This window comes from Castellaniella sp. (genome assembly GCF_041675725.1).
GTDB lineage: Bacteria > Pseudomonadota > Gammaproteobacteria > Burkholderiales > Burkholderiaceae_B > Castellaniella.
This window is the reverse complement of sequence record NZ_JBAYTI010000014.1, coordinates 1-23,316: the sequence shown is the minus strand read 5'-3', so window position 1 is coordinate 23,316 and position 23,316 is coordinate 1. Positions and strand designations below refer to the sequence as shown.

At 65.5% G+C, this 23,316-nt stretch carries 17 protein-coding genes, 1 tRNA gene and 1 pseudogene; 9 read left to right on the top strand and 10 right to left on the bottom strand.

Annotated elements, in window-relative coordinates; all coding sequences use genetic code 11:
• The first annotated feature begins 1 nt into the window (after window position 1).
• Window positions 2–3,124 carry an efflux RND transporter permease subunit gene (locus WCZ84_RS04395; RefSeq protein WP_372685046.1) on the top strand — a complete coding sequence of 1,041 codons (3,123 nt, stop codon included), beginning with the start codon at window positions 2–4 and terminating at the stop codon, window positions 3,122–3,124.
• Window positions 3,117–4,547, top strand: a complete 1,431-nt coding sequence (locus WCZ84_RS04390) for an efflux transporter outer membrane subunit (RefSeq protein ID WP_372685045.1) — start codon at window positions 3,117–3,119, stop codon at window positions 4,545–4,547. The genes WCZ84_RS04395 and WCZ84_RS04390 overlap by 8 nt, the downstream gene beginning before the upstream one ends.
• Window positions 4,548–4,608: 61 nt before the next feature.
• Here the strand turns inward: WCZ84_RS04390 and WCZ84_RS04385 are convergent, their stop codons facing one another.
• Window positions 4,609–5,610: a Nudix family hydrolase gene (locus tag WCZ84_RS04385; RefSeq protein WP_372685044.1), complete on the bottom strand. Its 1,002-nt coding sequence runs from the start codon at window positions 5,608–5,610 to the stop codon at window positions 4,609–4,611.
• Window positions 5,603–6,469 (bottom strand): ATP-binding protein, encoded by an 867-nt coding sequence (locus tag WCZ84_RS04380; protein WP_372685043.1) that lies wholly within the window; start codon window positions 6,467–6,469, stop codon window positions 5,603–5,605. The genes WCZ84_RS04385 and WCZ84_RS04380 overlap by 8 nt, the downstream gene beginning before the upstream one ends.
• Before the next feature lie 89 nt (window positions 6,470–6,558).
• Here WCZ84_RS04380 and WCZ84_RS04375 point away from each other — a divergent pair, with 89 nt between their 5' ends.
• From WCZ84_RS04375 to WCZ84_RS04360, 4 genes are all read left to right on the top strand, one after another.
• Window positions 6,559–7,524 (top strand): polyprenyl synthetase family protein, encoded by a 966-nt coding sequence (locus WCZ84_RS04375; protein ID WP_372685042.1) that lies wholly within the window; start codon window positions 6,559–6,561, stop codon window positions 7,522–7,524.
• 43 nt (window positions 7,525–7,567) lie between these two features.
• Window positions 7,568–7,644: transfer RNA gene (locus WCZ84_RS04370), tRNA-Pro, on the top strand.
• Complete coding sequence (locus tag WCZ84_RS04365) at window positions 7,630–9,141, top strand: glutamate decarboxylase (protein WP_372685041.1); 1,512 nt, start codon at window positions 7,630–7,632, stop codon at window positions 9,139–9,141. The genes WCZ84_RS04370 and WCZ84_RS04365 overlap by 15 nt, the downstream gene beginning before the upstream one ends.
• A gap of 113 nt (window positions 9,142–9,254) precedes the next feature.
• Window positions 9,255–9,689 (top strand): Hsp20/alpha crystallin family protein, encoded by a 435-nt coding sequence (locus WCZ84_RS04360; RefSeq protein WP_372685040.1) that lies wholly within the window; start codon window positions 9,255–9,257, stop codon window positions 9,687–9,689.
• A 113-nt stretch (window positions 9,690–9,802) separates the two neighbouring features.
• Here WCZ84_RS04360 and WCZ84_RS04355 read toward each other — a convergent pair whose 3' ends face one another.
• From WCZ84_RS04355 to WCZ84_RS04340, 4 genes are all read right to left on the bottom strand, one after another.
• On the bottom strand, window positions 9,803–11,440 hold the full coding sequence (locus WCZ84_RS04355; protein WP_372685039.1) for a thiamine pyrophosphate-binding protein: 1,638 nt from the start codon (window positions 11,438–11,440) through the stop codon (window positions 9,803–9,805).
• Between the two features lie 119 nt (window positions 11,441–11,559).
• Window positions 11,560–12,528, bottom strand: coding sequence for a Bug family tripartite tricarboxylate transporter substrate binding protein (locus WCZ84_RS04350; RefSeq protein WP_372685038.1), 969 nt, complete (start codon window positions 12,526–12,528; stop codon window positions 11,560–11,562).
• A 119-nt stretch (window positions 12,529–12,647) separates the two neighbouring features.
• Window positions 12,648–13,511 carry an oxidoreductase gene (locus tag WCZ84_RS04345; RefSeq protein WP_372685037.1) on the bottom strand — a complete coding sequence of 288 codons (864 nt, stop codon included), beginning with the start codon at window positions 13,509–13,511 and terminating at the stop codon, window positions 12,648–12,650.
• Window positions 13,501–14,337, bottom strand: a complete 837-nt coding sequence (locus tag WCZ84_RS04340) for an IclR family transcriptional regulator (protein WP_372685036.1) — start codon at window positions 14,335–14,337, stop codon at window positions 13,501–13,503. Before WCZ84_RS04340 ends, WCZ84_RS04345 begins: the two co-directional genes overlap by 11 nt.
• Window positions 14,338–14,581: 244 nt before the next feature.
• Here WCZ84_RS04340 and WCZ84_RS04335 point away from each other — a divergent pair, with 244 nt between their 5' ends.
• Entirely contained in the window at window positions 14,582–15,325 is a 744-nt protein-coding gene (locus WCZ84_RS04335; RefSeq protein WP_372685035.1) for an SDR family oxidoreductase, read from the top strand.
• A 41-nt stretch (window positions 15,326–15,366) separates the two neighbouring features.
• Here WCZ84_RS04335 and WCZ84_RS04330 read toward each other — a convergent pair whose 3' ends face one another.
• The 3 genes from WCZ84_RS04330 to WCZ84_RS04320 all read right to left on the bottom strand — a co-directional run bounded on the left by WCZ84_RS04330 (window position 15,367) and on the right by WCZ84_RS04320 (window position 20,040).
• Entirely contained in the window at window positions 15,367–16,776 is a 1,410-nt protein-coding gene (locus WCZ84_RS04330; protein ID WP_372685034.1) for an FAD-binding oxidoreductase, read from the bottom strand.
• A gap of 66 nt (window positions 16,777–16,842) precedes the next feature.
• Window positions 16,843–18,627: an IlvD/Edd family dehydratase gene (locus WCZ84_RS04325; RefSeq protein WP_372685033.1), complete on the bottom strand. Its 1,785-nt coding sequence runs from the start codon at window positions 18,625–18,627 to the stop codon at window positions 16,843–16,845.
• A gap of 132 nt (window positions 18,628–18,759) precedes the next feature.
• Window positions 18,760–20,040, bottom strand: a complete 1,281-nt coding sequence (locus WCZ84_RS04320; protein ID WP_372685032.1) for an L-fuconate dehydratase — start codon at window positions 20,038–20,040, stop codon at window positions 18,760–18,762.
• A 212-nt stretch (window positions 20,041–20,252) separates the two neighbouring features.
• Between WCZ84_RS04320 and WCZ84_RS04315 the strand changes: the two genes are divergently transcribed.
• A complete protein-coding gene (locus WCZ84_RS04315) occupies window positions 20,253–20,999 on the top strand; it encodes a FadR/GntR family transcriptional regulator (RefSeq protein WP_372685031.1) in 747 nt (248 codons plus the stop codon).
• A 16-nt stretch (window positions 21,000–21,015) separates the two neighbouring features.
• Here WCZ84_RS04315 and WCZ84_RS04310 read toward each other — a convergent pair.
• Window positions 21,016–22,165 (bottom strand): annotated as a pseudogene (locus tag WCZ84_RS04310) (fumarylacetoacetate hydrolase family protein).
• A gap of 125 nt (window positions 22,166–22,290) precedes the next feature.
• On the opposite strand from WCZ84_RS04310, the gene WCZ84_RS04305 reads away from it, so the two are divergent.
• The gene (locus tag WCZ84_RS04305) at window positions 22,291–23,262 is read left to right on the top strand and encodes a tripartite tricarboxylate transporter substrate binding protein (protein WP_372685030.1); all 972 of its coding nucleotides are present in this window, start codon (window positions 22,291–22,293) and stop codon (window positions 23,260–23,262) included.
• Window positions 23,263–23,316 lie beyond the last annotated feature (54 nt).

Genomic DNA, 23,316 nt, shown 5'->3' with positions numbered 1-23,316 from the left:
CATGCGATTCTTTGCCCTGTTCCTGAAACGCCCCATCGGCACCGGTCTGCTGGCCCTGGCGGCGGTGCTGGCCGGGGTGCTGGCTTTGCGTTTCATTCCGGTGGCGCCCCTGCCGCAGGTGGATTTTCCCATGATCTCGGTGTCGGCCTCGCTGCCAGGCGCCAGCCCCGAGACCATGGCCTCCAGCGTGGCCATGCCGCTGGAGCAATCCCTGGGCGTGATCTCGGGGATCAACAGCATGAGCTCGCGCAGCAGCGAAGGGCAGACGTCCATCAATCTGATGTTCGACCTGGACCGGGACATCAACCGGGCGGCGCGCGACGTGCAGGCGGCCATCAACGCCGCGCGTCCGCTGTTGCCATCGGGCATGCGCGGCAATCCGGTGTATCGCAAGGTGAATTCGTCATCCTCGCCCATCATGACGCTGGCGCTGACCTCCGATACCGAGACGCGTGGGGCGCTGTACGATCTGGCGGCCACCGTGCTGGCCCAGAAGCTGTCACAGGTCGAGGGCGTCGGACAGGTCACGGTGGGGGGCAGTTCGCTGCCGGCGGTCCGGGTGCTGCTGGATCCGCGGGCATTGGACGCCATGGGGATCCCGCTCGATCGGGTGCGCGAGGTCTTGCAGGATGTGAATGCGCTGCTGCCGGTCGGTCAGGTCGCCCAAGACGGCGCCCTGCAGTGGCAGATCGATTCCGCGGGCCAGCTGCGCCGGGCCAGAGACTACGCATCCCTGATCGTGGACTGGCGCGATGGGCGCCCGGTCCGTCTCGTGGATGTCGCCCAGGTGGAAGACTCGGTCGAAGACCTGAACCAGGCCGGCTATTTCAACGAAGATCCCGCGGTCCTGCTGATCATCCGCCGCCAGGCCGATGCCAACATCATCGAGACCGTGAATGCCGTACGCGAACGCTTGCCGGCGTTCCAGTCGCTGCTGCCCGCGTCCGTCAAGCTGACCATCGCCCAGGACCGCACGCCCAGCATCCGCGCTTCGCTGTACGAAGCCGAGCTGACGCTGGTGCTCGCCGTGCTGCTGGTGGTGGCCGTGGTGCTCGCGTTCATGGGCAGCTGGCGTGCGGCGCTGATCCCCGCGGTGGCCGTGCCCGCCTCGCTGCTCAGCAGCTTCAGTCTCATGTGGTGGTTCGGCTTCACGCTGAACACGATCTCGCTCATGGCTCTCATCGTGGCGACGGGGTTCGTGGTGGATGACGCGATCGTGGTGCTCGAGAACATCATGCGCCATCTCGAGCGCGGGGTGCGGCCCGCGCGCGCCGCCCTGCGCGGGGTCACCGAAGTGGGTTTCACCGTGCTCGCCATGAGTGTTTCACTGGTGGCCGTGTTCATTCCGCTGTGGCTGGTCGGTGGCCTGGTGGGGCGCTTGTTCAAGGAATTCGCCGTCACGCTGTCGGTGGCCATCGCGATTTCCCTGCTGCTGTCGGTGACCCTGGTGCCCGTGCTGGCGGCCCGCCTGCTGTCCGAGGCTGCGGCGGCCGACGCGCCGCAGAGGCCGCGCGGCATACTGCGGCGCGCGCTGGCGCGCCTGGGGCATGTCAGTCAGCAGGGCTATGCACGCTCGCTGCGCTGGTCGCTGGATCATGGGCGCCTGGTGCTCCTGATTCTGCTGGCGACCATCGGCTTGAACGTTTATCTATACATCGACATTCCCAAGGGGTTTTTTCCGCAGCAGGACACGGGCCAGCTCACCGGGTTCTTCCGGGTCGATACCGGCACGTCGTTTCAGGATACGCAGGCCCGCCTCGAGCAGTTTCGCAATGTCCTGTTGCAGGATCCCGCCGTCGACACGGTCACCGCGTATGCCGGCGGGCGCGGCGGCAGCAACTCCAGCTTCATCCAGGTGCAGCTCAAGCCGCTGGACGCGCGGGATGCCACCGCCCAGCAGGTCGTCAACCGCCTGCGCGCAAAATTCGAGCACACCCCGGGTGCGCGGATGTTCCTGGTGCCCCAGCAGGATATTTTCGTGGGCCATTCGTCCCGGGCCGGTTCGTACAGCTATCTTTTGATGGGCAGCGACCTGGCTGTCCTGCGCACCTGGTTGCCGCAGGTGCGGCGCGCGCTGGCGGCCCTGCCCGAACTGGTGGATGTCGATGACGAGGCCGACGACGGGGGCCGCCAGGCCGAGCTGCGCGTCGACCGCGATGCCGCCCGGCACCTGGGGGTGGAGATGGCGGACCTGGCGGCGGTGTTCAACAATGCCTTCAGCCAGCGGCAGGTCGCGGTGCTGTATGAGCCCCTCAATCAGTACCATGTGGTCATGGCCGTGGCCCCGGAATACGCGCGCGACCTTCATTCCCTGCAGGCCGTGCATGTGATCAACAGCCGCGGCGAGCGCGTGCCGCTGGTGGCCTTCACGCACATTTCCGAAGGCACCGCCCCGCGTTCGGTGAATCACCAGGGCCTGATGGTGGCCGAGTCGATCGCCTTCGGCCTGGCGTCCGGGGTGTCTCTGGATCAAGCACTGCAAGCCATCGACCGCGCGGTGGCGCGTACCGGCCTGCCGACCCACGAATTGCAGGCCGGGCTGGACGAGAGCTCGGGCATGATGCGCGACGCAGTGGCCCAGCAGCCCTGGATGCTGCTGGCCGCCCTGCTGGCCATGTATCTGGTGCTGGGCATGCTCTACGAGAGCCTGATCCACCCCATCACGATTCTCTCGACCCTGCCTTCGGCCGGCGTGGGCGCGCTGCTGGCCTTGCGGGTGATTGGCATGGAATTCACGCTGATTGCGCTGATCGGGGTGTTCTTGCTGATCGGCATCGTGAAGAAAAATGCCATCATGATGGTGGATTTCGCCCTTCAGGCGCAACGGCGCGACGGGCTGGACCCACGCGAGGCGATCCACCAGGCCTGCCTGGTGCGGCTGCGGCCGATCCTGATGACCACCTTGTCGGCCATGCTGGGGGCGCTGCCCCTGCTGCTGGCCACGGGGGCCGGGGTGGAGATGCGCCAACCGCTGGGGCTGACCATCATTGGCGGCCTGCTGGTCAGCCAGGTGCTCACGCTCTACACTACGCCGGTGGTTTATCTCAGTCTGGATCGTCTGCGTCGTGCCGCTCGCCCCGCCTCCTCGTCTTCCTCGCGCCAGCGGGCCCCTTCGCATGGTTAGGGCGCTGGGTGTCGCATATCGGCGTGCAGGGGGCTGGCGCCGTTTCGGTGGCCTGGCGGCCCTGCTGGCCGGCGTGCTGCTGGGCGGATGCAGCCTGGCCCCTGATCGCCCTTTACCGGACGTGCTCACGGCCGACCGCTATGCGCACGCGCCCGAAGGCCAATGGCTGCCGGCCGATTCGGTGGCCGAGCGCGCCCCGCAGCGGTGGTGGACGTCGTTTCAGGATGCCGGGCTCGATCGGCTGATGGGCCGGCTGGCCGACGGCAGCCCTGACCTGGCGCAGGCCGAAGCCCGGTATCGCGAAGCCACGGCCGATTTGCGTGCCGCCCGCGCGGGGTTTTTCCCGACGGTCTCCGCCCAGGGCTCGATGAGCCGGGCGGGGCAGGGCGGCGGCGGGCCCGACAATCCGGCCAATAGCTACTCGCTCTCGGGCAGTGTCCAATGGGAAGCCGACCTCTGGGGGCGCGTGCGCGGCTCGGTGGCGGCGGCCCAGGCCGGCGAGCGGGCCAGTGCCGCCGACCTGCAGGGGGTGCGCCTGAGCCTGCAGTCCACGCTGGCCCAGGCCTGGTTCGGCCTGATCTCCGCCCGGCGCCAGGAGCACCTGCTCGACCAGACGCTGGCCGAATACGAAAAAGCGTTGCAAATGACGCGCAATCGTCAACAGGCGGGCGTCGCTTCCCCCGCCGACGTGGCCGCCTCCCGCGCCCAGCTCGAGCAGGCCCGGGCACAGCGCATCCGCCTGGCCTGGCAGACCGAGCAGCAGGTCCATGCCCTGGCCGTGCTGGTAGGGGACGTGCCGGGCGACTTCGAAGCGCAGCTGGCTCTTCCCGAGGCCCTGCCGGCAGTGCCTCAGGTGCCGGTGGGGGTGCCTTCGGTGCTCTTGCTGCAGCGGCCGGACATTGCCGCCGCACGCGAGCGGGTGGCGCAGGCCAATGCGCGCATCGGCGTCAGCCGCGCTGCCTGGTTCCCGGATCTCACGCTGGGCCTTCAGGGGGGCTTTCGGGCGGCCGAATTGGCGACCTGGCTGACGGCCCCGGCGCGTTTCTGGTCGCTGGGCCCTGCGTTGGCGCTGACGCTGTTCGATGGGGGCGCGCGCAGCGCCGCCACGGCAGCCGCCGAGGCGGCTTACGATGTCCAGGCGGCCGCTTGGCGCCAGACGGTGCTGGAGAGCCTGCGCGAGGTCGAGGATGCCCTGGTGCAGTCGCAGGCGCTAGTAGACGAACAGCAGGCGCGCGAGCGGGCGCTCGCCGCCGCCCGTGAAACCCTGCGCCTGGTCACCGATCAGTATCGTGCCGGCCTGGTCGATTACCTGAACGTGGTACAGGCTCAGGCCAGCGCGCTGTCCGCCGAGCAGGCCGCCCTGGATCTGCACCTCGAGCGCCTGACGGCGGCCGTGCGCCTGCGGGTAGCCCAGGGGGTCTGACACGGGCTCCAGGGTCGGCCTCAGGGCTGGCCGCTGCGCGCGAACCGGCGGCTGGGATGGCTCAGGGGGTCTGGAACAGGGGGCCGCGCAGGGCCGCGACCCCGTGAGCCCCATGCAGGCGCGCCGTATCCAGCGTGGCGGCCGACTGCCCCCCCAGGGCAAAGACCGGGCGGCCTGCCTGTGCCGCCAGCTGCTTGAATCCGGCCCAACCCAACGGCGTCTGCCCAGGGTGGCTGGGCGTTTCGAGCACGTGGCCAAGGACCACGAAGTCGGCGTGCAGTTCGGCTGCGCAGGCAAGATCGGCAAGATTGTGGGCCGATACGCCCAGCCACCCCGGCGGCCGCTGGTCCTGCTGCAGCACGTGGCGGGCGTCGCCTGCGCGCAGCTGCACGCCGTCTGCCTCGGCCCACCAGGCGTGTGGATGCACGCTGTTGATCAGGCAGCGGGCGCCGTATTGCCGGCACAATGCCACGGTGGCCTGGAATGCGGCATGCAGCGCTGCCGGGCTGCCTGTCCAGGCCGGTTCGCGAAACTGGACCAGGCGCAGACCACGCAGCAGTTCGCCGCGCAGGTGGGCCAGCCAGCCGTCGAGCCGGTCTGGGCGCTGGATCTGGCTGAGACGGTAATGGGTGGGCAGGCGCAGCCAGCGCAGCGGTGCCATGGCCGCCGGCAGCAGGGAAGCGCCGCCGGGCCCGATGGGATGGTCGGACTCATCGAGCCGAATCTGGGCGGGGTCGACCCAGTCGAGCGCCTGATCCTCGCGGCCGGTGGGTTCGCCCTTCCAGGCGGTGACCTGGCAAAAAGACAGTTCGACCACGGTTTTCGGGTATTCGTGCATATACACGACCCAGGGGTACACGCGCGTGGCCTGGATGCCCAGTTCTTCGTCGAGTTCGCGCACCAGGGCCTGCTCGACGCTTTCGCCGGCTTCGATTTTGCCCCCAGGAAATTCCCACCAGCCTGGCCAGACCTTGCCATCCGGGCGCTGGCCAAGCAGCAGGCGGCCGCGCGCATCGAAGATCAGGCCTGCGGCCACGCGGATGTACGGCTTGCCCTCAGACATGGCGCGCAGCCCAGTCGCGGGCAAACTGGCGCGCCACCCGCCCCGAGCGCGAGCCGCGCTCGAGCGCCCACTGAAGGGCTTCGGCGCGGGCCGCTTCGGCGTGTTCGGGCGGGCAGCCGTGGACCCCCAGCCAGTGGGCCACGATATCCAGGTAGTCTTGCTGGCCGAATGGATAGAAGGACAACCACAGGCCGAAGCGTTCGGACAGTGAAATCTTTTCCTCTACGGTTTCGCCAGGGTGGATCTCGCCGTCGGGCTGATGCTGCGCCTGCAGGTTTTCGTGCATGTACTCCGGCATCAGGTGGCGCCGGTTGGACGTGGCGTAGATGAGCACGTTCTCGCCAGGCGCCGCCACCGAGCCATCCAGGGCCGATTTCAGCGCCTTGTAGCTGGCCTCGCCCTCTTCGAAGGACAGGTCGTCGCAGAAGATGATGTAGCGTTCGGGGCGACCGCTGATCAGATCGATGATCTGGCCCAGGTCGCCGAGGTCGGACTTGTCGATTTCGATGAGCCGCATGCCGCGCTGGGCGTGCGCGGCAAGCAGGGCACGCACCAGCGAGCTTTTGCCGGTGCCGCGCGCCCCGGTCATGAGCACGTTGTTGGCGGGCTTGCCCTGCAGGAAGGCCAGGGTGTTGCGCTCGAGCACGGCCTTCTGCCGGTCGACGTGCTGCAGGTCGGCGAGCTGGATCGGGGCGATGCGGTGAATGGCCTCGAGCCAGCCACGCGCCCCACGGCGCTGCCAGCGGTAGGCATGGGCGGACCAGTCCATCGCGGGAGGCGCCGGCGGCAGCCAGGCCTCGAGCTGCGCCAGCACGCCATTGGCGCGTTTGATCAGGGTCTGCAATTGGGGGTCGGACACAAGGTTCTCCTGAATAAGATGCGGAAAGTATAATCTGGGTCTTTGTGGTCGACTTTCTCGTCCAGATTCCTTCCGTTTCCAGGTCTGCCTTGAATTTTTCCGAACTGTTCGTTCCCATCGCCGCCGACATGCAGGCCGTAGACGCAGAGATCCGTGCGCGCCTGGATTCCGAAGTCGTTCTCATACGCACCATCGGTGATTACATCATCGGCGCCGGGGGCAAGCGCCTGCGGCCCGCGCTGCTGCTGCTGGTGGCCAGGGCGCTGGGGTACCAGGGCGAAAAGCACCATGGCCTGGCGGCTGTGGTCGAATTCATCCATACCGCTACGCTGCTGCACGATGACGTGGTCGACGAATCCGATCTGCGGCGCGGGCGGGAAACGGCAAATGCCGTGTTCGGCAATGCGGCCAGCGTGCTGGTGGGCGATTACCTGTATTCGCGCTCCTTCGAAATGATGGTGGCCGCCGGCTCGATGCCGGCCATGGCGGTGCTGTCGGCGGCCACTACGGTCATTGCCGAAGGCGAGGTCCTGCAGCTGCTCAATGTGCATGATCCAGACGTCTCGCTCGAGCGCTACCTGCAGGTGGTGCGCTACAAGACCGCCAAGCTGTTCGAGGCGGCCGCACAGGTCGGCGCCATCATCGCGGGGGCCAACGTGCCCCACCAAGAGACCGCCGCCGCGTGCGGCCGCCATCTGGGCACTGCCTTCCAGCTCATCGATGACGTACTCGACTACAGCGGCGACGTCCAGGCGCTGGGCAAGAACGTGGGCGATGACCTGCGCGAAGGCAAGCCCACGCTGCCGCTGATCCGTGTCCTCGAAGTCGGTTCCCCCGAGCAGCGCGCGCTGGTACGCAGCGCCATCGAGACCGGTGAGGCCGATTTCGAAGCCGTGGCCCATGCCATCCACGCCACCGATGCCCTGGCGTTTACCCGGCAGGCGGCCCTGCACGAGGCCGATCTGGCCCGGCAGGCCATCATGCGCTTCGACGATTCCGTTTATCGGCAGACTCTGCTAAAATCGTGTGCTTTCGCGGTCGAGCGCGACCGTTGAAGTTTCCCGGGGCGCATCCTTGCATGCGCCCATGTCCCTAAGTCGGGGTGTAGCTCAGCCTGGTAGAGTACTACGTTCGGGACGTAGGAGTCGCATGTTCGAATCATGTCACCCCGACCATTCATGCCATCCATTCGCATCGGCCACCTTGGGGTGGCTTTTTCATGGCAGGATAGGGGGGTGGCCGGCACGGCCAGCAACCTCGAGGAGAAACCCGACATGAACAGCCATCCTGATTCACCAGGCCACAGCCGCCGGGACGATGTCTATGCGTCCATCGAGCTGGCCGGCCAGCTTCCCAAAGACCGCTTTCCTGTGCGCGAGCGGGATCCCCAGAATGTATTCAGCGCGGTGCGCGACGAGCTCATGCTCGATGGCAACTCGCGCCAGAATCTGGCCACCTTCTGCCAGACCTGGGTGGATGATGAGATCCGCGACCTCATGAACTTGTCGATCGACAAGAACATGATCGACAAGGATGAATATCCCCAGACGGCGGAAATCGAGTCCCGTTGCGTGCGCATGATGGCCGATCTCTGGAACTCGCCGGATGCCGGGGGCACGCTCGGCTGCTCGACCATTGGTTCGTCCGAAGCGGCGATGCTGGGGGGGCTGGCCATGGTGTGGCGCTGGCGCAAGCAGCGCAAGGCGGCGGGCAAGCCCATCGACCGGCCCAACATGATCACGGGGCCCGTGCAGATCTGCTGGCACAAGTTTGCGCGCTACTTCGATGTCGAACTGCGCGAGATCCCGCTCGCGGGCGAACGCCTTCTGATGAGCCCCGAAGAAGTGATCCGGCGCGTGGACGAGAACACCATTGGCGTGGTGCCGACGCTGGGGGTCACCTTCACGGGCCAGTATGAGCCGGTCAAGGCGGTGCACGATGCCCTCGACCAACTGCAGAAAGACACCGGGCTGGACGTCTCCATGCACGTGGATGGGGCCAGTGGCGGTTTCCTGGCGCCCTTCTGCGCCCCCGACCTGCTCTGGGACTTTCGCCTGCCGCGCGTGAAGTCCATCAATGCCTCGGGCCATAAATTCGGCCTGGCGCCTCTTGGCGCCGGCTGGGTGATCTGGCGCGAGGCGGGCGATCTGCCGGAAGAACTGGTCTTCAACGTCAATTACCTGGGCGGCAACATGCCCACCTTCGCGCTGAACTTCTCGCGGCCGGGTGGGCAGATCATCGCACAGTACTATAACTTCCTGCGCCTCGGGCGCGAAGGCTATCGCAAGATCCACGAGACCTGCTACCAGACGGCCCGGTATCTGGCCGAAGAGGTCGCCCGCCTGGGGCCGTTCGACATGCTTTATGGGGGCGACAGCCAGACCGGCATCCCCGCCCTGACCTGGGCGCTGAAGAAAGGGGCCGATGCGGGCTATACGCTGTACGATCTGGCTGATCGGCTGCGCAGCCGCGGCTGGCAGGTGCCGGCCTATTCCATGCCGGCCAACCGGGAAGACCTGGTGGTGCAGCGCATCCTGGTTCGTCATGGGGTCAGCCGCGATTTGGCAGGCTTGCTGCTCAGCGACATGAAACGGGCCATTGCCCACCTCGAGGCCCACCCGGTCAGCAAGCCGCTGACCGAGGCCGAGGCCGCGGGCTTCAACCACGGCTGATTCTCCCGCGGCTCTTGAATCTTCTGCTGCAAACCCCATCTATCAGACATCAGAATGATGCGGGCCCAGGTGGGCCGGTATCTGTCACCAGTATGGTAGAAAGGAGATTCAAGATGACCAACGATCTGACTCGCTTCAACCCGTTTGCCGAACTGTCCGGGTTCGAAGAATTGTTCAACCGCTTCCCCGTGGCGTCCCGCCTCGCCCAGCGTACCGAAGAACCACGGATCAACATCGATGTCACCGAATCGGATTCAGGCTACACCGTCAAGGCCGAAGTGCCTGGTGTGCGCAAGGAAGACGTGAAGGTCTCCATCGAGGGCAACACCGTGTCCATCCGGGTCGAGAAGTCGGCCGAAGATGTCGAGAAAAAGGGCGAGACCGTCTTGCGCCGCGAACGCTATCATGGCGTGCAGGTGCGTCGCTTCAGCCTGGCTCACGATATCGACGCCGCCCAATCCGAAGCGCGCTGCGCCGATGGCGTGCTCGAGCTGTCTTTGCCCAAGAAAGTGGCCGAGAGCACGTCGAAGTGGCTCGAGATCCGCTGATCAGGGCCGGATGGTAACCAGGGGCCGCCCGCCAGGGCGGCCTTTTTCTGGTGCGCGCGGGCCCGCAGGCGTCGTTGCCTGCCGGCCCCGCGATCACGGCCGGCCCGCAGGGCCTACAGGTTCATGTGGCGCGGGTCGAGTTTGACGTCGATCAGGCAGGGCGAGCGCCCGTCGCGTTCGTTGATGAAGCGCATGGCCCGCGCCAGGTCTTCGCTGTTGCGCACCGTCATGGATGCGATTCCCATCGCTTGCGCAATCGGGGCGAAGTCGGGCGAACCCAGCATGGTCAGGTCGGGTTCCATGCCTTTGGCGACGAACTGCTCGTACTCGGCGCCGTAGCTGCCATCGTTGCAGACGATGACCGCCAGGTTCAGGTTTTCACGCTGCGCGGTCATGAGTTCGGTCATGCCGCCGAGCTCCAGCCCGCCATCGCCCACCACCAGCAGGGTGGGCTTGCCGGCCCCCGCCACCGAGGCGCCAATGGCCGTGGACAGGCCCAGGCCGATGGCTCCATAGCAGATGGTGTGGACGAAATCCCGTGGCGTCTGGACCTTGACGTCCACCCAGGCGATGTATTCGTAGCGCCCCCCGTCGGTCAGGTAGATCCTGTCTTGCGGAAACTGGGTATTCAGGGTGTGAAACAGTTCAAGGATGTCGACCGTGCCAGGTGCGTTCTGGTCCGATAGCCTGGGCTTTTGCCGGTAGTTGCGGATGCGCTCGGCCAGCTCGTCGCTGCGGTTGGCGGCGGGCGGGATTTCGGCTTCATCGAGCAGGCGGACCATTTCATCGGCGATCCGGCCCAGGTCGCCGACGAGGCCGGCTTCGACGGGCGTGTATCGGCCGATGTCCCGGGCGTGCGGGCTGACGTGGATGATCCGTTTCTTGCCATCGAAGAAACTGCCCAAACCGCCCGTGTATTTATTCAGGCCGGCGCCAAAGGCGATGATGCAGTCGCTGTTCATCAGGACGTCGCTGGCGATTTCGTTGCTCAGCGTGCCGCAGATGCCCAGGTTGAAGGCGTCGTCCGTGAAGAGGTCCTTGGCGCGTACGGTGGTGGAAACGGGCGCGCCGATCCGTTCGGCAAACCGCTGTATGGCGCGTTTGGTGTCTTCGTCGGCGGCGGCGCGGCCCGCCAGCACCACCGGCTGGCGGGCGAATGCGATCATCCCGACGGCATGGTCCATGTCGTCACCCAGGGTGGGCGCCAGGGTGATACCGGGCAGGCGCAGGGTCTGGCGCTGGTACTCGGCCTCTAGCCACTGGAAGTTGTAGGGCATGTTGAACACGATGGGCCGGCGCTCGATCCACGCGCGGCGAAATGCGCGGTTCAGGTCCTGGGTGATGGTATGCGGTGCGCGCAATGGCTCGAAGCCGATGCCGGCACTCATGACCAGTTCGCGCTGGTTGATGAACTGGATGTGGCTGTGGTCTTCTTCGGCGGTATCGCCGGCCAGCAGCACCATGGGGGTGGATGACTTGACGCCTTCCAGCAGCGCGGTCAGTGCGTTGGTCAGGCCGGGGCCTTGCGTCACCGTCACGACCCCGACGGTGTTTCGCACTTGCGCGTAGCCCACCCCCATGGCCGTGGCGCCCGCTTCGTGGGCGGCGCGGATGTAGGCGCCGCCGCAGGCGCGCACATAGCTGTCGACCATGTACAGGTTGGCATCGCCGATCAGCCCGAAGAGATGCTCGATGCCGACGTCATCCATGGCATCTTTCAAGGCGCGCGCAATGACTTCATAGACCTTCATTTCATGACTCCTGAACACATCGAGCCGAACCCCGTGTCGCCCGCCTGGCGAGGAGGTCCGGCTCTTGAGGAATGGGCTGGCCCAGCCGGGCCGCGGTGTGGCCCGGCCGGACGTACCGGTTATTTCTTGATCAGCCCGAGCTTGTCCATGACCTTGCGGGTGGCTTCATCGCCTTCGATCATGAACTGAGTGAAGTCTTCACCGTTCAGGTAGACCACTTCATAGCCCTGGTTTTTCATGAAATCGCGGTATTGATCGCTGTGGTTGATCTCGTCGAGGGCTTGTTCGTATTTCTTGGTGACCTCTTCGGGCAAGCCAACGGGCGCCACGATGCCGCGCCACGCGGACGCCAGCCAGTCGCTGCCCGTGGCTTCTTTCAGCGTGGGCACGTCGGGATACAGGGCCACGGCATCGGTGGCCATGACAGCCAGCGGCGTGGCTTTGCCGGATTCGATCATGGAACGGGCTTCGGGCAGGGAAACAGGCACGAAATCCACCCCGCCCGCAACCAGTTCGAGCAGGGCCGGTGCGGCGCCCGCCGAGGGTACCCACTTGACCGAGTCGGCCGAAATGCCCAGGCTGTCGACCATGCCGGCCATGGCGAGGTTCCAGACCCCGCCCGTGCCGGTGCCCGATGATTTGAGCTTGCCCGGATTGTCCTTGATGGCCTTGACCAAGTCATCCATGTTCTTGTACGGCGATGAGGTGCTCACGATCACGGCAGAGGGATCGTTGTTCATCAGGGCCAGGGCGGTGTAGTCTTTTCCGCTGCGTTGGGTCAGGCCCACGTTGTGGTTCATGAAGGTTTCGGCGCTGACCAGGCCGATGGTGTAGCCGTCGGGCTTGGCGCCCGCGATGGTTTCCTGCCCTACCACGCCGCCCCCCGCAGGATGGTTGACGACGTTGACGGGCGTATCGAGCTTGTCTTTCAGCATACTGGCAATGATGCGGGCCGTGGCATCGGTGCCGCCGCCTGCGGCATAGGGCACCACCAGGGTGATGGGGCGCGTGGGCCATTCGGCGTGCGCCGCGCCGGCCGCTACGGTCAGGGCCACGAGGCAGGCCAGTTTTTTATATTTGGACAACATGGTGTGGGATCTCCGTCAGGTGGAATATCATGATGGCCGCCTGGTGTTGCGGGCCGCCATCATGACGGGTTGTAACGAGCCAGTGTAACAGTTTGCCAGCGCCATACGGCGATGGGTGCTCACCGGCCCGCGTGGGGAAAATCAGTGGCCAGGCCACGCGCTTCATTGGCCTGAATGCTGTCGATCTTGGCCTGCAGGCGCTCGGTACCCAGGCGGATCGCGGCCGCGCCCAGTGCGATGTTCAGGGGCGCGTTCTGTTCCAGGGACAGTTCGAGCATTAGTTTAGCGGCGCGAGCGGGGTCGCCCGCCTGCTTGCCACTGGCGTCCTTGATGCTCTGCATGCGCGCACCGGCGGTTTCTGCGTAGTCTTCGACCACGGCTGGCGTCTGGTGCAGCGAACGCCCGGCCCAGTCGGTGCGAAACGGCCCCGGTTCGATGTTGGTGACCTGGATCCCCAGCGGATTGCATTCCTGTGCCAGGGCATCGGCCCAGCCTTCGATGGCGTGCTTGGTGGCCGCGTAATAACCCGAGCCGGCAAAGCCGCGCAGCCCGGCCAGCGAGGTGATATTGAAGACGTGCCCGCTGCGCTGTTGGCGCATGATGGGCAGGATGGCGCGGGTCAGGGCGAACAAACCAAAGACGTTGGCATCGAACATGGCGCGGATTTCGGCGTCGTCGCCTTCCTCGATGGATGACTGGTACCCGTAGCCGGCGTTGTTCACCAGTACGTCGATGCGTCCGAACTGCCGCAGGGTCGCCGCGACGGCCGCGTCGATCTGGTCGTGGCGGGTCACGTCCAGTGGCTGGGCCAGGGCGCGATCCGCATGGGAGGCCACCAGGTCGCTCAGGCTGCCTGGCTGGCGGGCGGTGGCGACCACCCGCCAGCCGCGCGCGAGGGCCTGGCTCGCGAGTTCGCGGCCGAAACCGGTGGAACAGCCCGAGATGAACCAGACGGGTGTGGCGGAAGAGTGGTCAGAGGACATGATCGGCTCCTAGTTGGTGGGAAAGACGCTGGCAGATGTCTTTCAGAATGTGCTGTACATCGTCTATGGTCGGGGTGTGCGCGCCGTCGATGCGGGCGATGTAGGGCACGTTGATGGCGGCGACCCCATGATGCTTGAGGCCATGAACCGGAAAGGCGATATTGGTGACCCCCCGGATCTGCTTGCTGGGCATGAGCGAGCAGCCCGTTTCCCGCACCTTGGCCAGCAGCGCCAGCAGCTGGCCCGGATCCAGATCCAGCTCGCCCTCTACCCGCACGTGGTCGCGCAGCATGCGGGCGCGGCCGGCTTCGTCCTGATAGGCCAGCAGGATGTGGCCCGACGACGTGTCGGCCAAGCCCATCAGCGAACCCAGTTTCAGACCCAGCGACCAGCGCCCGGGGCTGTCCACCTGGGCGATGACCACGCAGTGGCCCTGTTCGTACACGGCCAGGTGGCAGGACTGCTGCGTACGCCCGGCCAGTTCGTGCAGAAGCGGCAAGGCTTTGTCGATCAGGTGCTTGATGGGCGGCTGGTGGTGGGCCAGGGTGAACATCCGCAGGGTGAGGGTGTAGCGGTCGTGCTCATCCACCTGGATGTAGTGCCGCCGCAGCAGCACCATGACCATGCGGAAGATCTGGTTGACGTTGCGGTCCAGGGCGCCGGCCAACTGCTTGAGCGTGAGCCCGTCGGGGCTGCGGCTGAGGGTTTCGAGGATGTCCAGACCCTTGTCGAGCGCAGGGGCGTTATAGCGCGACGGTTCGGTTTTTGCGGCAGGCGCGGCTGGGGCCGGTGTGGCGGATACAGGCTGAGCGGGGGCGCGGGACACGATGCGGGGCGATCCAGGATAGAAGCGCAGCGGCTTGTTTTCAGTTTTGGGGTTTGGTTTTCATATATGGAAGAAACTATACCGCAGTTACCCCTGCCGATCGGGCCCATCAGGGAAAATCCGCATTCATGGGCTGCCTGAAAGAAGAGAAATCGATATGGCGCGATAGTCGTGAAACACGGTATGATTTTTCTCTGTGCCAGTGAAATAAATTTTCATATAAAAAATTCCAGGAGCGTTCATCATGACAGGTCGTCTTGCAGGCAAGGTCGCGCTGCTCACCGCAGCCGGCAACGGAATCGGGCGGGCTACCGCCTTGCGTTTTCAGGCCGAAGGCGCGCACGTGATCGCCACCGATATCCAGGCCGAGGCCCTGCAGTCGCTGGCGGGCTGCGAGACCCACGTGCTGGATGTCACCGATGCCGCCGCCATCGAGGCGCGGGTGAAGGCGGCAGGCCGTATCGACGTCCTGTTCAATTGCGCTGGCTTTGTCGACAGCGGCTCCATACTCGATTGCTCGCGCGAGGCCTGGGACTTCTCCTTCCGGCTCAACGTCACGTCCATGTATGAAATGTGCCGGGCCGTGTTGCCGGGCATGCTCGAACACGGCGCGGGGTCGATCGTCAATGTGGCCTCGGTGGCTTCCAGCGTGAAGGGCGTGCCCAACCGGTTCGTGTATGGCACGACCAAGGCTGCCGTCATCGGCCTGACCAAGGCGATTGCGGCCGACTTCATCGGCCGTGTGCGCTGCAATGCCATTTGCCCGGGCACGGTCGAATCCCCTTCGCTGCATCAGCGCATGCACGAGCAGGCCAAGGCGCAGGGGCTCACGTTCGAGCAGGTGCGGGCGGCCTTTATTGCGCGCCAGCCGGTGGGCCGCCTGGGCCAGCCCGAGGAAATCGCGGCGCTGGCCGCCTACCTGGCCTCGGATGAATCGGCCTACACTACCGGCACCGCAAACATCATCGACGGGGGCTGGGTCAATTGAACCGGCGTTGATCAGGGCGTTGATCCGGGCCGCGCTCTGGGTCAGGCGCTCAGGCGCAGCATCTTGCCCGGGTTGAAGATGTTGTTCGGGTCCCAGGCCTGTTTGATCAGCCGCATCAGCTGCAGCGCCTCTTCGCCGTGCTCGAGTGCCAGAAAGCCGATCTTGTGCAGGCCCACGCCGTGCTCGCCCGAGCACGTGCCGTCCATTTCGATGGCGCGCCGTACCAGGCGGGCGTTGACGCCTTCGGACTTCTGCCACTCGGTCTGGTTGTTCGGGTCGATCAGCATTTGTACGTGGAAATTGCCGTCGCCCACGTGCCCGACGATGAGCCATGGAAACGGCATGTCCTGCAAGTCGGCCGCGGTCTGGGTAACGCACTCGGCCAGGCGTGAGATGGGCACGCAGACGTCGGTGGCCACGCTGCGTGAACCGGCGCGCAAGTGCAGCCCCGCATAGTGGGTGTTGTGCCGGGCCTGCCACAGACGGCTGCGGTCTTCGGGTTGCTCGGCCCAGTCGAAGTCCATGCCGCCGTGGGTGCTGGCAATGTCTTGCACGATGTCGATCTGCTCGCGGATCCCGGCCGGGCTGCCGATGAATTCGAACAGCAGCAGCGGCGTTTCCTTGAGGTTCAGCTGGCTGTGCCGGTTGACGGCGCGCACGGCGTTCTGGTCCATGAATTCGACCCGGGCGATGGCGACCCCGCATTGCATGACGTCGACCACGCACTGCACCGCCGAGGCCAGGTCGGGGAAATTGCAGACTGCCGCCATGGTGGCTTCGGGGCGCGGGTAAAGGCGCACCGTGACTTCGACGATGATGCCCAGCGTGCCTTCGCTGCCCACGAACAGCCGGGTGAGGTCGTAGCCCGACGACGACTTGCGGGCCCGGCCCGCGGTGCGCACGATCCGGCCTTCGGCGGTGACGACTTTCAGCGAAACCACGTTTTCGCGCATGGTGCCGTAGTGCACGGCATTGGTGCCGGATGCGCGGGTGGCCGCCATGCCGCCCAGCGTGGCGTCGGCCCCCGGGTCGATGGGAAAGAAGAGCCCGGTGTCGCGAATTGCCTCGTTGAGCTGGGTGCGGGTCACCCCCGGTTGTACCGTGACGGTGAAGTCATCGGCGTCGATGGCCAGCACGCGGTTCATTTCGGTGAAGTCCAGCGTGACCCCGCCCTGAACCGGCAGTACGTGCCCTTCGAGTGAAGAGCCGATGCCAAAAGCGATGATGGGGACGCGATGGCGGTTGCAGATCTGCACGGCCTGCACCACGTCGTCGGTGTCGTGCGGGAAGATCACGGCATCCGGCGGACAGACGGGGTAGGGGGACTCATCGGTTCCGTGGTGCTGGCGTACGGCTTCGGTGGTGACGAAGCGCGTGCCGAACTGCGCATGGAATTCGGCCAGGGCTGCGGGGGATAAGGGGCGTCGCTGGGTTGGGTCAAAAGGCGTCATGGTCGGGGATGGAGACAGGGAAAAGAGTAGCCGCGGCCCGACGTTGCATACAGGCCGCGGCGCGGCTCAGTGATTGTCGCGGGCTTCGCCGCGCTGCATGATGATATCAAGGTATTGCGTGGCGGGTTCCATGCACGCCCCGGTGCCGTGCTGGCCTACCGTCTTGCGGTAGATTTCTTCCCAGGGGGTCTGATTCTTGAGGATCGGTGGTTTCCAGGCATTGCGCCGCTGGCTGAGTGCCTCGTCGGATATCAGCACGTCGACCCGGTGCGCGTTCAGGTCGATGCGCACCATGTCGCCTGTGCGCAGCAGGGCCAGCCCGCCGCCCACTGCTGATTCGGGCGAGACATTCAGGATCGATGGGCTGGCCGAGGTGCCGCTCTGGCGCCCGTCTCCCATGGTTGGCAGGGTGTCGATGCCGCGCGAGATCAGGGCCGCCGGCGGCTGCATGTTGACCACTTCGGGGCCGCCGGGATAGCCCACCGGACCCACGTTGCGGATCACCAGCAGCGAGTGTTCATCGACCCCCAGCGCAGGGTCTTCGATGCGTTCGTGATAGTCTTCGGGGCCTTCGAAGACCACGGCCTTCAGATCCACCCGATTGGGGTGTTCCGGGTCGCTGAGGTAGCGTTCGCGGAATGTTTCGTCGATCACGCTGACTTTGATGATCGCGTTGTCGAACAGGTTGCCCGTCAGTACCACATAGCCGGCCGCCGCCTTCAGGGGATCGTCCCAGCTGCGTATGACTTCGCGGTCGGGTTCGGGCACCTGCGCCAGGTTTTCGCCCAGGGTTTGGCCGGTGACGGTCATGGCGTCCGCGTGCAGTTTGCCGGCCCGCATGAGCTCGCGCATCACGCCCGGCACGCCGCCCGCTCGGTAGAAAGATTCGCCCAGGTAGCGTCCGGCGGGTTGACAGTCGACCAGCAGGGGAATGTCGGGCCCCAGCCGCTGCCAGTCGGCCAGACTGTGTTCGACCCCCATGTGGCGGGCGATCGCGATGATGTGGATGGGGCAGTTGGACGAGGCGCCCAGCGCCGCGGCGGCCACGACGGCGTTGTCGAAGGCCTGCGCCGTCAGGATGTCGGACGGGCGCAGGTTTTCATGCACCATCTGAACGATGCGCTTGCCGGTTTCAAAGGCCATCCAGCTGCGGTCGCGGTACGGTGCCGGGATGGCTGCGCAACCTGGCAGCGACATGCCCAGCGCCTCGGCCAGCGAGTTCATGGATAGGGCGGTGCCCATCGTGTTGCAGTGGCCCACCGATGGCGCCGAGCTGGCCACGCTATCCATGAATTCTTCGTAGTCGATATCGCCTGCGGCCAGATGCTTGCGGGCGTCCCAGACCACCGTGCCCGAGCCGGCCAGCTTGCCGCGCCACCAGCCATCGAGCATGGGGCCGCCCGACAGGACGATCGCCGGTATGTTGACGGTGGCGGCGGCCATGAGGCAGGCTGGGGTGGTCTTGTCGCAGCCCGTGGTGAGCACGACGCCGTCGATCGGGTAGCCGTGCAGGACTTCGACCAGCCCCAGATAGGCCAGATTGCGGTCCATGGCCGCCGTTGGGCGTTTGCCGGTTTCCTGGATGGGATACACGGGAAACTCGAGCGGGATGCCGCCCATTTCGCGGATGCCGTCGCGCACGCGGTCGGCCAGCTGCAGGTGGTGCCGGTTACATGGCGCCAGGTCGGAGCCGGTTTGGGCGATGCCGATGATGGGCTTGCCGGACTGCAGTTCGGCGCGCGTGATGCCGTAGTTCATGTAGCGCTCTATATAGAGCGCCGTCATGCCCGGGTTGTCGGGGTTGTCGAACCACCGCTGGCTGCGCAGCCGGGGTTTGTCTGATGCGGACATGGATGGGCGTCTCCAAAAAAACGCCGATCCGGTGACTGCGCCCGGGCGGGCATGGATACCGGATCAGGCGGGGGCGGGTGATGTCGGATGCTGGCCTCGGGAGGCCCCGGGGGATGTGGCCATCGTACTGCTTCAGGCGCGGAATTGATACTGGGCCAGCGAGCCGCGCTTCATCTCGATGGAATAGCCGGGTGCGGTCGGTGGGATGTAGGCGGCATCGCGGATGATGCAGGGGTGCACGAAGTGCTCGTGCAGGTGATCCACGTATTCGATCACCCGGCCTTCCAGGGTGCCGGCAAAGCACAGGTAGTCGATCATCGACAGGTGTTGTACGTATTCGCACAGCCCGACGCCCCCGGCGTGCGGGCACACCTTGAGGCCGTACTTGGCGGCCATGAGCATCACGGCCAGCACTTCGTTGACGCCGCCCAGGCGGCAGGCATCGACTTGCACCACGTCGATGGCCGATTCCATGATGTACTGCTTGAACAGGATGCGGTTCTGGCACATTTCGCCCGTGGCCACCTGCATCCGCCCCTGCAATGCGTCGCGGATCCGACGGTGGCCGGCGATGTCATCCGGGCTGGTCGGCTCTTCGATGAACCAGGGCCGGGCAAAGGCCAGGTGCTGGAGCCAGCCGATCGCCTGGTCGACTTCCCAGACCTGATTCGCATCGATCATGAGATGGCGCTCGGGCCCGATCACTTCGCGGGCGATGTGCAAGCGCCGGACGTCGTCGGCCAGGTCACGCCCCACCTTGAGCTTGAGGTGCGAGAAACCGGCGTCCACCGCTTCCTGGGCCAGGCGGCGCAGTTTTTCGTCGCTGTAGCCGAGCCAGCCGGCGGACGTGGTATAGCAGGGATAACCGGTCTTCATCAGCGCGGCCAGACGCGCTTGCTTGCCAGCGGCCTGATGGGTCAACAGCTCGAGAGCCTCGTCGGGACGGATGCAGTCAGTGATGTATCTGAAATCGATCAGGCGCACCAGTTCTTCGGGCGACAGGTCGGCCACCAGGCGCCAGACTGGCTTGCCTTCGGCCTTGGCCCAGAGATCCCAGACGGCATTCACCAGGGCGCCCGTGGCCAGGTGGATCGCGCCTTTGTCGGGGCCAATCCAGCGCAGCTGGCTGTCGGAGGTGACATGCCGCCAGAAGCGGCCCATGTCTTCAGTGATCCAGTCCAGGTCCAGGCCCAGCAGCCGCGGCTTGAGCGCCTCGATGGCGGTGCAGACGATCTCGGTGCCGCGCCCGATGGTGAAGCTCAGCCCGTGGCCTTCCAGGCCTGGCTGGTCGGTGTGCAGGATGGCGTAGGCCGCCGAATAGTCTGGGTCTGGATTCATGGCATCCGAGCCATCCAGATGCTTCGAGGTCGGAAAACGGACGTCCAGAATCTCAATCGATTGGATCAGAGGCATTCGAATTGGTCAAACAGGTGGGTTGCCTATGACAGCGGCGAGCCGATCGCGGATAGGCGGCAGGTCAGCCATTCGATAGTCTAAACATTAAAACTGGTAATACCAGTCATGGATTTCCCTAATTTATATCAACCTGTCTGACCAAAGTGGTCTGCAAGCCACTTCGAGCGGCTAGAATGAGCCAGGCTTTGTGAACCACAGGAGTGGGCTGCATGATCCGGAACCGGCATTCCGCAGTGGCTGTAGACCCCGCGCGGGGCTACCTGCAGATCGCCGAGGCCCTGCGCCGTGAAATCGGCCGGCTGGCGCTGCCGGTGGGTTCGCGCCTGCCATCCGAGCGCGAACTGGCCCAGCGCCTGAAGGTATCCAGGCCCAGCCTGCGCGAGGCGCTGGTGGTGCTCGAACTCCAGGGAGAGATCGAGATCCGGGTGGGATCAGGCATCTACCTGCGCCAGGCGGCACCCCGCCAGGTCGCGGCAGCGGATGCGAGCCAGGCCGTCAACGAAAGCGTCATGGGCTACAGCCCGAAAGAAGTCAGCGAAATGCGGTTCTTCCTCGAAAGCGGGGTGGCCGCCCATGCGGCGCGCTATATCTCCCGCAGCCAGCTCAAGGATCTGGCCGACAGCCTTGCCGCCATGCGCGCCGCGCTCGAGCTGCAACGCGGCCCGGGCGACCGCGCCCTGGCCGATGCAGACCGCAGCTTTCACCTCACGCTGGCCGCCACGGCCGACAACCGTCTGCTGTCGCAGACTGTCAGCGAGCTGTTCGATCAGCGCTACATGCCGATCGCCGGCTCGATGCACCGCTTGTTCGAAAAGCAGACCGTCTGGGAAGATGCTTTGCAAGAACATGTAGACGTCTACCACGCCGTGGCCGACCACGATCCACTGCAGGCCATGGCGGCCATGCAGCGCCACCTGAAGCGGGCGCATGCCCGCCTCATGACGGTGATCGGATGATGCCCATGCCAGCCGATCAGCCCAGCAGGCCCCGCCGCGCCAGATTGTCCATGAACCAATGGATGCCGCGCGTCCATTCGGGCGCCTTCTCGCTGTGGGTCACCCGGTTGACCAGGCTGCCCAGGTGCGGCGATGAAATACGCACGACATCGCCAAGATGGTGCGTGAAGCCCTGGCCCGGGGCGTCGCGATCGGCGGTGGGCGCGAACAGCGTGCCCGTGAACAGCATGAAGCCATCGGGATACTGGTGGTGGCGGCCGCAGGCCTGGGCCACCAGGTCTTCCAGGTCGCGGCTGATGCGGTGGGTCGAGCTCGAAGCCGTCCGTGCCTGTTACGTTCAGGTGGATTTCCAGGTGGCGTGCCTGGTCGAGCGTAAACTGGCTGTCGAACAGCCGTATGAACGGGCCGATGGCACACGAGGCATTGTTGTCTTTGGCCTTGCCCAACAGCAGGGCGCTGCGGCCTTCGATGTCGCGCAGGTTGACGTCGTTGCCCAGGGTGACCCCGCGTATCTGCCCGCGCGAATTCACGGCCAGCACCAGCTCGGGCTCGGGGTTGTTCCACTTGGATGCCTCGAGGATGCCGATCTCGGCCCCGGGGCCCACCGCGGACAGCACGGGGGCCTTGGTGAAAATTTCGGCATCGGGCCCGATGCCGACTTCCAGGTACTGCGACCAGAGATCTTCCTGGATCAGGTATTTGCGCACCTGGGCCGCTTCTTTCGAGCCGGGGCGAATGTCGGATACCGCGGCGCCGACGGCCTTGCCGATTTGCGCACGGATGCGGGCGGCATCGGCCGGGCTGCCCCCGGCGCGTTCTTCGATGACCCGTTCGAGCATGCTGTCGGCAAACGTGACGCCGCAGGCCTTGATCACCTGCAGATCGCAGGGGGCCACGAAATGGGCGGCCTGGGGGTTGGCCTGGCGCGCGTGGGGCAGCAGGTCGTCCAGAGACCAGCGGGTGCTGGGCGATGTGTGCGCTACCATGGCGGCGACGTCGTCGCGCTCGAGCAGGCGCGATACCGTGGGGCAGATCGGGGTCAGGTCATGCAGGGCGCCGCGGTGGATCGCCACCACGCTGGGGCCCTGGTCGTCGGGGTCGTGGATCCGGCCCACCAGCAGGGCATGTTCCAGGTCGTCGGGCAGCAAGGAAGGGATGGGGTTCATGGCAAGGCGGGATTTTGGGTTTTTTTGGTAGAGGTGTCGGTGATATCCCTAGTAGTAGGGTTTTCATTATGTTCTTTAGGATCATAACCTCTTGTTGGCATCATCCGATGGATAAGGAGAATGACATGAAATGGTTTTCAATGGCAGGGGTTGCCACGGCAACGGCTTTGGCGCTGGTCTCGGTGCCGGCAACGGCCGCCTTCCCAGAAAGGCCCATCACGCTCATCGTGCCCTGGGGCGCCGGGGGCGGAACCGATGCCACGGCCCGCATCATCGGCAGCATCATGGAAAAAGAGCTGGGCAAGCCGGTCAACGTGGTCAACCGGGCCGGGGGCAACGGCGTCGTGGGGCACCAGGCCATTGCCGAAGCCAAGCCCGATGGCTACACCATCGGTCTGGCAACGGTCGAGATCACCATGATGCACTACATCGGCCTGACCGATCTCACCTACAAGGCCTATACACCGCTGGCGCTGATGAACTTCGATCCGTCCGGCGTCACCGTGGCCACCAGCTCGCCGTTCAAGACGCTCGATGATCTGCTCAATGCCGCCAAGGCCGATCCAGGCAAGCTCAAGGCATCGGGCACGGGCGAGGGCGGCATCTGGCACCTGGCCTTGGCCGGGATGCTCAATTCCGTCGGTATCCAGCCCGACGCCATCCGCTGGGTGCCGTCCAACGGCGCGGCGCCGGGCATGCTCGAACTGGTGGCTGGCGGTGTGGACGTCGCCCCCGTCTCCATCCCCGAGGCCCGCTCCATGATCGACGCCGGCAAGGCCAAGCCGCTGGCGGTGATGGCCGACGAACCCCCCGTGCTCTACCCCGACGTGCCCACGCTCAAGTCGCTGACCGGTTCAGACTGGACCATGGGTGCCTGGCGCGGCATGGTGGCGCCCGCGGGCCTGCCGGCCGAGGTCACGGCCAAGTACGTGGAAGTGCTTGACAAGATCAACCACAGCGAAGAATATCGCGACTTCATGAACAAGCAGGGTTACGGGATCGCCTGGGACGGCGGCGAGAAATTCGGCGAGTTCATGGCCAAAAGCGATGCCGACATGGGTGAGGTCCTGAACCTGCTTGGCATGGCCAAGAACTGATGGCCCGCGATCCGTTCTTTCAATGATGCACAACCTTTGCCGGCCGGGCAGTCC

What these genes read in the sequence shown, in the direction of transcription:
- WCZ84_RS04305 (WP_372685030.1), top strand. Translation starts at nt 22,291, where the DNA reads ATGAAATGGTTTTCAATGGCAGGGGTTGCCACGGCAACGGCTTTGGCG.
- WCZ84_RS04365 (WP_372685041.1), top strand. Translation starts at nt 7,630, where the DNA reads ATGTCACCCCGACCATTCATGCCATCCATTCGCATCGGCCACCTTGGG.
- WCZ84_RS04390 (WP_372685045.1), top strand. Translation starts at nt 3,117, where the DNA reads ATGGTTAGGGCGCTGGGTGTCGCATATCGGCGTGCAGGGGGCTGGCGC.
- WCZ84_RS04350 (WP_372685038.1), bottom strand. Translation starts at nt 12,528, where the DNA reads ATGTTGTCCAAATATAAAAAACTGGCCTGCCTCGTGGCCCTGACCGTA.
- WCZ84_RS04360 (WP_372685040.1), top strand. Translation starts at nt 9,255, where the DNA reads ATGACCAACGATCTGACTCGCTTCAACCCGTTTGCCGAACTGTCCGGG.
- WCZ84_RS04335 (WP_372685035.1), top strand. Translation starts at nt 14,582, where the DNA reads ATGACAGGTCGTCTTGCAGGCAAGGTCGCGCTGCTCACCGCAGCCGGC.
- WCZ84_RS04345 (WP_372685037.1), bottom strand. Translation starts at nt 13,511, where the DNA reads ATGTCCTCTGACCACTCTTCCGCCACACCCGTCTGGTTCATCTCGGGC.
- WCZ84_RS04395 (WP_372685046.1), top strand. Translation starts at nt 2, where the DNA reads ATGCGATTCTTTGCCCTGTTCCTGAAACGCCCCATCGGCACCGGTCTG.
- WCZ84_RS04330 (WP_372685034.1), bottom strand. Translation starts at nt 16,776, where the DNA reads ATGACGCCTTTTGACCCAACCCAGCGACGCCCCTTATCCCCCGCAGCC.
- WCZ84_RS04385 (WP_372685044.1), bottom strand. Translation starts at nt 5,610, where the DNA reads ATGTCTGAGGGCAAGCCGTACATCCGCGTGGCCGCAGGCCTGATCTTC.
- WCZ84_RS04355 (WP_372685039.1), bottom strand. Translation starts at nt 11,440, where the DNA reads ATGAAGGTCTATGAAGTCATTGCGCGCGCCTTGAAAGATGCCATGGAT.
- WCZ84_RS04315 (WP_372685031.1), top strand. Translation starts at nt 20,253, where the DNA reads ATGATCCGGAACCGGCATTCCGCAGTGGCTGTAGACCCCGCGCGGGGC.
- WCZ84_RS04325 (WP_372685033.1), bottom strand. Translation starts at nt 18,627, where the DNA reads ATGTCCGCATCAGACAAACCCCGGCTGCGCAGCCAGCGGTGGTTCGAC.
- WCZ84_RS04320 (WP_372685032.1), bottom strand. Translation starts at nt 20,040, where the DNA reads ATGCCTCTGATCCAATCGATTGAGATTCTGGACGTCCGTTTTCCGACC.